The organism is Streptomyces bambusae (assembly GCF_019400985.1).
Taxonomy (GTDB): domain Bacteria; phylum Actinomycetota; class Actinomycetes; order Streptomycetales; family Streptomycetaceae; genus Streptomyces; species Streptomyces bambusae_A.
Genome location: NZ_WTFF01000709.1, coordinates 1 through 763, shown reverse-complemented (window position 1 = coordinate 763; position 763 = coordinate 1). Strand labels below are relative to the sequence as shown.

The window sequence follows — 763 nt, the reverse complement described above, 5'->3', positions numbered from 1 at the left end:
GCACCTCGACGCCTAAGATCTGCGGCAGCGCCAGATGTGTATAAGGCACAGGGCCGGCCTCGCCGCCCTGGGCGACGCGGCCCGCCCGCAGCGCACGGCGGCGGCCAGCGGCCTGGTCACGGCCTGCCTGGCCCTGCTGCTGGCCGCCGGCTCGTACACGGTCCAGCTGGTCTACAAGGACTTCTACGTCTGCCGCGACGACGCCCTGACCCAGGCAGCGGAACTCCAGTGCAACACGCTCCTCCCGGACAACGTCCTGGGCAAGCTCTTGGAGGTCAAGCAGTAGGAGGCGAGCCCGGCGCCGGAGCTGCGCCGAGGCCGCCGGCGGGGGTGGGGCGTGGCCTGGGCGGCCCGGGCCAGGCGGCCCATAGCCCCGGCGGCCCCGGCTTGGCGGTCCCAGCCCGGGCGCGGGCGGTCCATGTGCGGGCGGTCCGTGTGCGGGCGGTCCGTGTGCGGGCGGTCCGTGTGTGCGGGCGACTCCGGCCCGGGCGGCTCGGCCCGGCGGCCCATAGCCCCGGCGGCCGGGCTTGGGCGCGGGCGAACCTACCCGGGCGTGGGCGGCTCCGACCGTGGAGGCCCCGGCCTGGGCGGCTCGGCCCGAGTGCGGGACACCCCGTCCATGTCTCTTATACATATCTCCGAGCCCACAAGACCGAGTCTTATCTCCTATGCCTTCTTTGTATTAAAAAAAACACACACATATCCTAGTAAGAGAGCATAACGACTCGCATACTCTGCGATCACCATTGTCAGTATCAGACTA

1 protein-coding gene is annotated in these 763 nt (G+C 70.2%); it reads left to right on the top strand.

Annotated features, from left to right (window positions below):
- Positions 1 to 34 precede the first annotated feature (34 nt).
- Positions 35 to 286, top strand: coding sequence for a hypothetical protein (locus GPJ59_RS36670; protein WP_219672406.1), 252 nt, complete (start codon positions 35 to 37; stop codon positions 284 to 286).
- The last annotated feature ends 477 nt before the right edge of the window (positions 287 to 763 follow it).